This window comes from Methylobacterium isbiliense (genome assembly GCF_022179325.1).
GTDB lineage: Bacteria > Pseudomonadota > Alphaproteobacteria > Rhizobiales > Beijerinckiaceae > Methylobacterium > Methylobacterium isbiliense.
Genome location: NZ_BPQQ01000086.1, coordinates 57661 through 66357, shown reverse-complemented (window position 1 = coordinate 66357; position 8697 = coordinate 57661). Strand labels below are relative to the sequence as shown.

Genomic DNA, 8697 nt, shown 5'->3' with positions numbered 1-8697 from the left:
CCGCCGCCAAACCGCGTGGCGATATTGATCGTGGTGTCGTAGGTCTCGGTTCGCGCCCAATCGCGCTGCAGTTCGAGCAAATAAGTCAAAGCGGTAATCGGCCGCGCGCCCGCCTGGACCATGCGCGCCACGGCGCGCTCATGTGCCTCAGTCGTGCAGTCGCCGCACGCATCCGTCACCACATAGACCTCATAGCCCTGCTCGAGCGCCGTCACGACGGGACCGTTGCAGCACACGGACGTCCACAAGCCCGCAATGACCAGGCGGTCCTTGCCGACGGCGTTGATGCGCTTGATGAAGTTCTCGTCTTCCCAGGCGTTCGAGGTCGTCCGGTCCGTGACCTCGGCGTCCGGAAAGGCTTCGGTGATCTCCGGGAAGAGCGGGCCGGCGAACGTATCCTTCGAGATCGTCGACAGGATCGTCGGCACTTTGAAGCCCTTCGCCGTCTGGGCGAGACTGCCGACGTTGATGCGCAGGTTCGTCGGATCGATCGAGCGCACGTCGAAGGCCATCTGCGACTGGTGGTCGATCAGGAGGAGCGCGTGATCATGCGGGCTGAGAAGGGTGCGAGCAGGCTGGGCAATCGCTTTGATGCTCACGACACATCCTTTCCGAAACGACATTGTCCTTACGACAGCGGCCGCGGAGAGTGCGCCGGGCGCCATGCCGCCGATGGCTAAGAATTACGGTCTCGAGCCAAGCTCGGGGACCCGCGAAGTGCGCGGAATTACTTGTGCGATTTTGCGGATGGCGGCATCAATGTCGCGCCAAAGTTGTCCCTCCACACGCGGTTCCCAGGCGTTTGCGGCGCCCGCTGCCGCCGAATTTGCTCGCGTTATCAAATGATTACAAAATGTCGAAACGAAAGCCGTCCCCCTCCCCCTGCTGTCCGCCCTGTCGTGGGACGACCTACGGGTCGTAAAGGCCATCGGTGAACACGGCGGTCTGGCCGCCGTGGCAGCCGCGTTGGGCTTGAACCACTCGACGATCTCCCGGCGCTTGTCGGCCGTCGAGGAGAGCCTTGGCGTCGTCCTGTTCGATCGGCGGCGGTCCGGCTATGCCGCGACCGCGGCCGGCGCGGAGATCATTGCTCTGACCACCACGCCCTCCCCTCGACCCGTCGAGAGGCATGGTGGGCTGCAACTGGGCGGCGCCCCGCGACCCCGCGCTCAGACCTCGGGCGCGTCGCCGGTCTGGGAAATTTTCAGCCGCCGTGTCTGGGGAGGATGCAGGCGGCGGTGACAGCTTGAGCTATTCAAGGCGCCGGGCTTCTCAGCTGGTCCTGGCCCGCTCCTGCGCGACTGGCTCGACTACTAAAGAGTGCGTCTGCGTTGGTCCGAGTTCGCGGGGACAACAAAGGGGCACGGCGGTCCAGGCTGGTGATAGGCTTGCAACCGCGCGAAGCCGTTGAAGCTAGCATCCTCCTCTGCTAACAATGTATGCAGAATGGAAACGCAGTTGATATGATGCACGCAGCCACTGTACTTGTCGTCGCACGCCCGGCGTCCGACTGGTCGACGGCACTTGAGGTGCTGTCGGACCGCTACAGCTACCGCACCATTGTCACTCGCTCGATCGGGGAAGCTCGCAAGGCGCTGGACGCCGCCCAAGTTGACCTCGTCGTAGCCGAGGATGACCGCAGCCAGTCGGAAGGTGTCGGCTTCTTGGCGGGCCTGCGAACGTCCCATCCTGACATTGTGCGCGTTCATGTTGCTCCAGACGCCACGTCAATCTCCGAGGAAGCGCTGACGCGAGCGGCAATCTATCAATTTCTGCTGGCGCCGCTAAACGCAGCGCAGCTCGGCTTGGTTATCTCAAGAGCGCTGGAGGCCCGCGAGCTAGCTCGTCGACATCGCCTTCTCGCAAGGGAGTTCAAGGTCGAAGGGGTTTCCTTGGCAAACGATTACGCTGGTCCGAGCTTGCTTCTTCGGCCAGAAAGTCAGCGATTTGAAAAGCTTGTCTACGCAAGCGAGAAGATGGCGCAGCTCTGCAACGTGGCGCGGCGAGCCGCCACGACCGACCTACCGATTCTCATTCAAGGCGAGACGGGCACGGGCAAGGAGTTGCTCGCGCGAGCGATCCACTACAATTCCAAGCGGCGGGCAAGCCCGCTGCTCGTTCAGAATTGCGGCGGGATATCGGACGAGATGCTGCAATCGGAGCTGTTCGGCCACACGCGGGGAGCATTTACCGGGGCCATTGCTGATCGTCTCGGACTGTTTCGAGCGGCTGATGGTGGTACGGTCTTTCTTGACGAAATCTCCGAAGTGTCACCGTCGTTTCAAGTCAGCCTCCTGCGGTTTCTTCAGGAAGGCGAAGTCAAGCCAATTGGCTCCGACAAGGTGGTTCACTGCGATGTTCGCATTATCGCGGCTGCAAACAGGCCGCTGAAGGACCTCGTTGCGTGCCGGGAGTTTCGACAGGATCTCTATTTTCGCCTCAAGGGAATCGAGCTCGAACTGCCTCCGCTTCGGGATCGAACCGAAGATATCACTCCCCTCGCGGAATTCTTTGTCGCCAAACATGCGGAGGCGAGCGGACGAAAGATCCTCGGCATCACCGCTGATGCGATCGCCAAGCTTTTGGCGTGCGACTTTCACGGAAATGTTCGTGAGCTTGAAAATGAGATCCGTCGCATGGTCGCGCTGGCCCAGGATGGTGAGCATCTGACCACGCGCAATATGTCACCGGCGCTGCTGGCCGCTGCGAATGCACGGAAGGCGCCCATAGTGCTGGAAGGAATCGCGCCAGAGGGAACGAGCCTGAAGGGGCAGGTGGAAAGCCTCGAACGACAGCTTGTGGTCAGGGCACTCCGCCGCAATCGCTGGAATCAAAGTCGTACGGCGGCCGAACTAGGTTTGTCGCGCGTCGGGCTTGCGAACAAGATCAAGCGCTATAACTTGACGGAGAGCGAGTGAGGCGACGAATGGGCGACAACGACGAAACGCGTCCTCCTGCGGCGGTTCTCCGATTCCCGCAATCGAGACTGTCACCCTCCGGGCCGGCCAGGCCGGCGAAGAATCTGGGCATCGGTGCGATGGCCAAGGTCATTGGTGCGCCCGAACACCAGGCTACTGGCCATTGGTGCAGCCGCTGTCGTGGGATATGGTATGGTTACCCCCTTGAGGTCACATGCCCAGTATGTGGCAATCGACACGGTTAAATTGATGATAACTATCTTTGCATAAAGTAAGAGTTCTTTTCGACAACATAGTTTGCATATCCCGTCTCCGCCGGACCAGCATTCCGGACAAGCCTTTGAAATTACATTGTAATTTGTTTTATTGGAGTTCTGGCATGTAACTTGCTTAGCGAGGGTACGCATCATAGAATGCGGCTATCTCTAGGTGAGGAAAAACCCAATGGCGAACCTTCTATGGCTCCAAGGCGGGGCGTGTTCCGGCAACACGATGTCTTTCTTGAATGCCGAGGAGCCGAGCGCCTGTGACCTTGTCACCGATTTCGGCATCAACATTCTCTGGCACCCATCCCTTGGACTGGAGCTTGGAGAGAACTTGCAGAAGATGCTGAAGGCGCTGACGTCCGGCGCCCTTCCGCTCGACATCTTCGTGTTCGAAGGAACTGTCGTAAACGCTCCCAACGGGACCGGAGAATGGAACCGCTTCGCGGGCCGGCCAATGAGGGACTGGGTGACCGATCTCTGCAAGGTGGCCAACTTCGTCGTGGCAATCGGCGATTGCGCGACCTGGGGCGGCATCCCTGCAACGGCGCCCAATCCATCCGACAGTCAGGGTCTGCAGTTCCTTAAACGTAGCCATGGTGGCTATCTCGGCAAGGACTTCAAATCCAAGGCCGGCTTGCCTGTCATCAACGTGCCGGGCTGTCCTGCCCATCCCGACTGGATCACACAGATCGTGGTCGCGGTCGCCACGGGGCGCGGCGGCGACCTGGCGCTCGACGAGTTCCAGCGTCCGAAAACCTTCTTCACTTCGTTTACCCAGACCGGCTGCACCCGCAATATGCACTTCGCTTACAAGGTCTCGGCGACCGAATTCGGGCAGCGCAAAGGGTGCCTATTCTACGATCTCGGCTGTCGGGGTCCGATGACCCATTCTCCGTGTAACCGTATCCTATGGAATCGGCAGTCGTCTAAGACGCGGGCCGGGATGCCGTGTCTGGGCTGCACCGAGCCGGAGTTTCCGTTCTTCGATCTTGCGCCTGGCACAGTATTCAAGACACAAACGGTGATGGGCGTGCCCAAGGACATGCCCGCTGGCGTCGACAAGACGGGATACATCAAGCTCACGGCTGCAGCCAAGGCCGCTTCTCCGCGCTGGGCTGAACAGGACATCTTCGTCGTCTGAGTATAACTTTGCGCAACAAATCAAGAACTTAGGGAGGACGGTTAGTCATGTCCGCAGCAGTCCAAACACTTGACATCTCACCCGTCGGCCGGGTCGAGGGAGACCTCGATGTGCGCGTCGACATTCAAGACGGCGTTGTCGTCAACGCATGGACACAAGCCGAGCTTTTTCGCGGTTTCGAAGTCATCTTGCGCGACAAAGACCCGCAAGCGGGTCTTGTGGTCACGCCGCGTGCCTGCGGCATCTGCGGCGCGTCCCACCTCACGTGCGCCGCGTGGGCGCTCGACACGGCGTGGGGTACCCACGTGCCACGCAACGCGATTTTGGCGCGCAACCTCGGTCAGATCGCGGAAAGTTTGCAGAGTTTGCCGCGCCACCACTATGGTCTTTTCATGATCGACTATACGCATAAGAACTACTCCCGATCGAAATACTATGAGGAAGCGGTCAAGCGCTGGTCTCCGTTCACCGGGACGAACTATGAAATTGGCGTGACTATCTCGGGCCGTCCGGTCGAGATTTATGCGCTACTCGGCGGTCAGTGGCCGCATTCGAGCTTCATGGTGCCCGGCGGCGTCATGTGCGCGCCCACGCTCACCGACGTGACCCGTGCCTGGTCGATCCTGGAGCATTTCCGTCGCAATTGGATGGAGCCGGTCTGGCTTGGCTGCTCCCTCGAGCGCTATGAAGAGATCCGCTCCTATGACGACCTCATGGCTTGGATCGACGAGAGGCCCGAGCACGCAAACTCCGATCTTGGGATGTTCTGGCGGATGAGCCAGGACATCGGCGTAGACACTTACGGCCGGGGGCACGGCAAGTTCGTCTCTTGGGGGTACCTGCCGCATGAGGACAAGTACAACAAGCCAACCATCGAATCGCGGCAAGCGTCGGTGCGCATGAAAAGCGGCGTCTTTGTTGGCGGAACCGACAAGCACCAGGTCATGGCCGAGAATTTCACGCGTGAGGACGTGATGCATGCCTGGTACGATGAGCCGAGCGGCCGCCACCCGTTCGACCGTGTCACCAAGCCGGTGGGCAAGAACCCGACCGACCATAACGCGAAGTATTCCTGGTCGACAGCGGTTCGACATGAGATGGATGGCCGGCTCGAAGCAGGTCCGCTCGCGCGGCAGTTGATCGCCGGCGGTGATCACGGAGAGGGCTGGCAGCACACCGATCCGCTGGTGCTCGACATGTACAAGAAGCTCGGCGGAGCGAGCGTCGCTCTGCGCCATTTCGCGCGGATGCACGAGGGTGTGAAGCTCTACCGTGAAGCCGAGCATTGCCTGCGTGAGTTCCGCTTGAACGACCCTTGGTACATCAAGCCGACCGAGCGCGACGGTAAGGGCTGGGGAGCGACTGAGGCGATCCGAGGCGCGCTCTGCCACTGGATCGAGGTGCAGAACGGCAAGATCAAAAACTATCAGATCATTGCGCCGACCACCTGGAACGTTGGGCCGCGGTCGGACAGCGGCGAACTTGGGCCGATCGAGCAAGCGCTCGTGGGCACACCGATCGCCGATCCGAGCGATCCTGTCGAAGTCGGGCACGTCTGTCGATCATATGATTCCTGCCTGGTTTGCACGGTCCACGCTCACGACGCGAGCACCGGAAAAGAGCTTGCTCGTTTCCGTACCGCTTGATCCTAGTCGTTTTTGGGCCACAGTCATTCCTGGATGCCCGCTTCAGGTGGGCATCCAGGAACCGTGCAACCTTGGGCGGGGCCGACGGCAATGAACAGTGATGAACAACAAGCTCTGCTCCGCAAGATGGCCGTTATGATGAAGAACGGCCTCAAGACGCAGACCGAACCATTCCCTGAAACCGACAAGGAATTCGCCGCGATCCTAGGTGAACTCCGGCAGCTCGACCCGGAGGATCTGAAGGGCAAGATGGTTATCGGCGGGTTCATCGACCAGCCCTATGGACCCGATCAGCAACGTTGCCTGGAATGCATGTATTATCTCGTGCATCGTCAGTGGTGCGATCTGCCGGAGCTGTCGGTTCCGGTCGATCCAAACTGGTGGTGCCGGCTGTGGCGTATCTGAGGCTGCCGTAGACGATCGCAAATGCGGCCCCGCCCGGAGGCAAAAATGTCAGCGTTAGCGAACGCGCAGGATGAGGCAGAAACGCGCGAAGACATCCGCGCGTACTTGACGGAGGGACTGAAGACCGAGGTCTTCCCTCGTGCGGACACTCATGAGCGTGTTCTGGAGGTGACAGCACGGCTCCGTCCCGCAGCGGGCGATCTCCGCGCCAAGCTGGTGATCGGCGGGTTCACGCTCCATGCCGTCGAAGCCGGCGAAATCGAGCAAAGCTGTGAAACGTGCATGTACTTTCTCGTCCATCGGCGTTTTTGCGAGCTGCCCGAGCTTGCGCTTCCTGTTGAGCCGGAATGGTCATGCCGACTTTGGCGGATCTGATGGCATGATTGCCATCATCGGGTGTGGGAATCTCAACCGACAGGACGACGGGGTCGGCATAGAGGTCATCCGGCACCTGAAGACCCGCCGCCTTGCGAATGAGCAGGTCAAACTTTTCGATGCCGGTACCGACGGCATGTCGGTGATGTTTGCGGCGCGTGGCTGCACGTCGCTGATTGTGATCGACGCAGCCCGGACCGGAGTCGAACCGGGAGCGGTCTACGAGGTGCCGGGCGCCGAACTCGAGCGACCTTACTCGCCCGGCCTCAATCTGCACGACTTCCGCTGGGATGCCGCCCTTCACGCCGGCCGGCAGATCTTCCGCGACGCGTTTCCCACGGATGTGACGGTGTTCCTGATTGAGGCCGGAGCCCTTGGCTTTGGCGTCGGCTTGTCTGAGGCCGCTTCGGCCGCCGCGGCGAAGGTCGCCGCACGTGTCGAGGAAATGGTACAACGCCGATCAACGAAGACACACACATGAGCGCCGAACCCGTCACCATACGCATTCGTGGTGGTGGGCTCTACATGTCGGCAGTCGTCTGCGATCGCTACTTCGCTGGGGTCGAAGCGGTCGTGCTGCTGCGTCCTGACGACGATGTCATCGTGCTTCCCGTCCGCCACGCTGCAGCCGGCGGGTATCTGCTCAAGCGTCGCAACGCTGCCGGAGATCGCGTCGTCTTCGCCCCGGAGTTCTTTCACAGTCATGGCCTTGGCGATGACGTCAACGGCGAGTTCGCCGCGCATTGGGATGACAATCGGGCTGCCCTCGTCGTATCGATACATTGACAATTAAGTTTGCAGATAGGAAGCGTTCTTGACAGCCAACGTGGCTTCCCTCTAATGTGTCAAATCAGTCCAAGAGGCGACCTGCGAGAAGCGCCTCAAGAAGGGTCAAGGGAGGAACGATGCGCCAGGAACGTGGCCGCATAGACGATGAGTTGCGCGCCGCAATTGCGGCTGCCGAAGATGAGGCGACGGGCCCCGCCGAGCGCGCCGAAATGCTGATGGAGATCGCTGTCGGTCTCCAGCATCGTCCCAAGAATGCTGGCCAGATTGAAGCTGCGATCGACCTCTATGATCGCGCGCTTGCGAAATGTCCCAAGGATCAGCGATTGCTGATCGCGCGCATCACCGCGCGCAAGGGCACGGCGCTCCTGGCGTTGCCGGGCGAAGGTGCGGAGCCTCTTCTGGCCGCGCGGGAAGCCTTTGCTGAATCCCTTCCCGCTCTAAAGGATTCGGGTAGTCCTGAAGAGGTGGCAGAGACCGAGATGAATCTCGGTCTCGCACTCCAGACCTTGGCAGGTCAGAATCGCGCCAGGATCACTGATGCGATCGCTGCCTACCAACGCGCGCTGCGAACCTTCGACAAGGATCGGTTTCCGAAAGAGTTCGCGATCCTCCAAAACAATCTCGCGACGGCATTCCTCTCGATGCCCTTTACTGACAGCCGCGCCAAAATGCGTGAAGCGTTGGCGGTTCAGGCCTTCGAGGAGGGGCTCCGGACGGTCAATCTCGTCGATCATCCCGCCGAATACGCGATGCTGCAGAACAATCTCGGAAACGCCCTCCAATACGCTTCATCCAGTCATACGGTAGAGAACAATCTGCGAGCGCTCGAGGCCTACGACGAGGCGCTGAAGGTCCGCACCAGTGCGACGATGCCGTTGGAATACGCCAACACGATCGCCAACAAGGCGAACTGCCTGTGGAACCTGCCCGATGACCCTGAACACCTCGAACAGGGTAACCGTGCCAACCTGATTGCCGCCCGGGACTATTACCGCCAGGCCAGAGAAATCTTCAGCCGCAGTGGGGAGACCGAAAAGGCCCGCGTCGTAGCCGAAGCATGTGACCAGATCGACCGGGAGCTGCTTTCGGCGCCGCCCAGCAACGGAAGCGGACGGAGTGCCGCGGAGAGTACGCAATTCAACTGAAGTGAAGGAGGC

General features: G+C 60.4%; 10 protein-coding genes. 9 read left to right on the top strand and 1 reads right to left on the bottom strand.

Annotated elements, in window-relative coordinates:
• Window positions 1–593: hydrolase (locus MFF61_RS28550; RefSeq protein WP_373324812.1), on the bottom strand; the 593-nt coding region annotated here is incomplete at its 3' end.
• Between the two features lie 289 nt (window positions 594–882).
• On the opposite strand from MFF61_RS28550, the gene MFF61_RS28545 reads away from it, so the two are divergent.
• From MFF61_RS28545 to MFF61_RS28505, 9 genes are all read left to right on the top strand, one after another.
• Window positions 883–1242 carry a LysR family transcriptional regulator gene (locus MFF61_RS28545; protein WP_306423423.1) on the top strand — a complete coding sequence of 120 codons (360 nt, stop codon included), beginning with the start codon at window positions 883–885 and terminating at the stop codon, window positions 1240–1242.
• Window positions 1243–1463: 221 nt separating this feature from the next.
• Window positions 1464–2918 carry a sigma-54 dependent transcriptional regulator gene (locus MFF61_RS28540; protein ID WP_238241065.1) on the top strand — a complete coding sequence of 485 codons (1455 nt, stop codon included), beginning with the start codon at window positions 1464–1466 and terminating at the stop codon, window positions 2916–2918.
• Window positions 2919–3362: 444 nt separating this feature from the next.
• On the top strand, window positions 3363–4325 hold the full coding sequence (locus tag MFF61_RS28535) for an NADH-quinone oxidoreductase subunit B family protein (protein WP_238241064.1): 963 nt from the start codon (window positions 3363–3365) through the stop codon (window positions 4323–4325).
• Between the two features lie 47 nt (window positions 4326–4372).
• Window positions 4373–5971, top strand: a complete 1599-nt coding sequence (locus MFF61_RS28530; RefSeq protein WP_238241063.1) for a nickel-dependent hydrogenase large subunit — start codon at window positions 4373–4375, stop codon at window positions 5969–5971.
• A gap of 90 nt (window positions 5972–6061) precedes the next feature.
• Complete coding sequence (locus MFF61_RS28525; RefSeq protein WP_238241062.1) at window positions 6062–6376, top strand: hypothetical protein; 315 nt, start codon at window positions 6062–6064, stop codon at window positions 6374–6376.
• Window positions 6377–6421: 45 nt separating this feature from the next.
• Window positions 6422–6751 (top strand): hypothetical protein, encoded by a 330-nt coding sequence (locus tag MFF61_RS28520; RefSeq protein ID WP_238241061.1) that lies wholly within the window; start codon window positions 6422–6424, stop codon window positions 6749–6751.
• Window positions 6752–6755: 4 nt separating this feature from the next.
• A complete protein-coding gene (locus MFF61_RS28515; RefSeq protein ID WP_238241060.1) occupies window positions 6756–7232 on the top strand; it encodes a hydrogenase maturation protease in 477 nt (158 codons plus the stop codon).
• A complete protein-coding gene (locus MFF61_RS28510) occupies window positions 7229–7537 on the top strand; it encodes a hypothetical protein (protein ID WP_238241059.1) in 309 nt (102 codons plus the stop codon). Before MFF61_RS28515 ends, MFF61_RS28510 begins: the two co-directional genes overlap by 4 nt.
• Before the next feature lie 119 nt (window positions 7538–7656).
• Window positions 7657–8685 carry a tetratricopeptide repeat protein gene (locus tag MFF61_RS28505; RefSeq protein WP_238241058.1) on the top strand — a complete coding sequence of 343 codons (1029 nt, stop codon included), beginning with the start codon at window positions 7657–7659 and terminating at the stop codon, window positions 8683–8685.
• The last annotated feature ends 12 nt before the right edge of the window (window positions 8686–8697 follow it).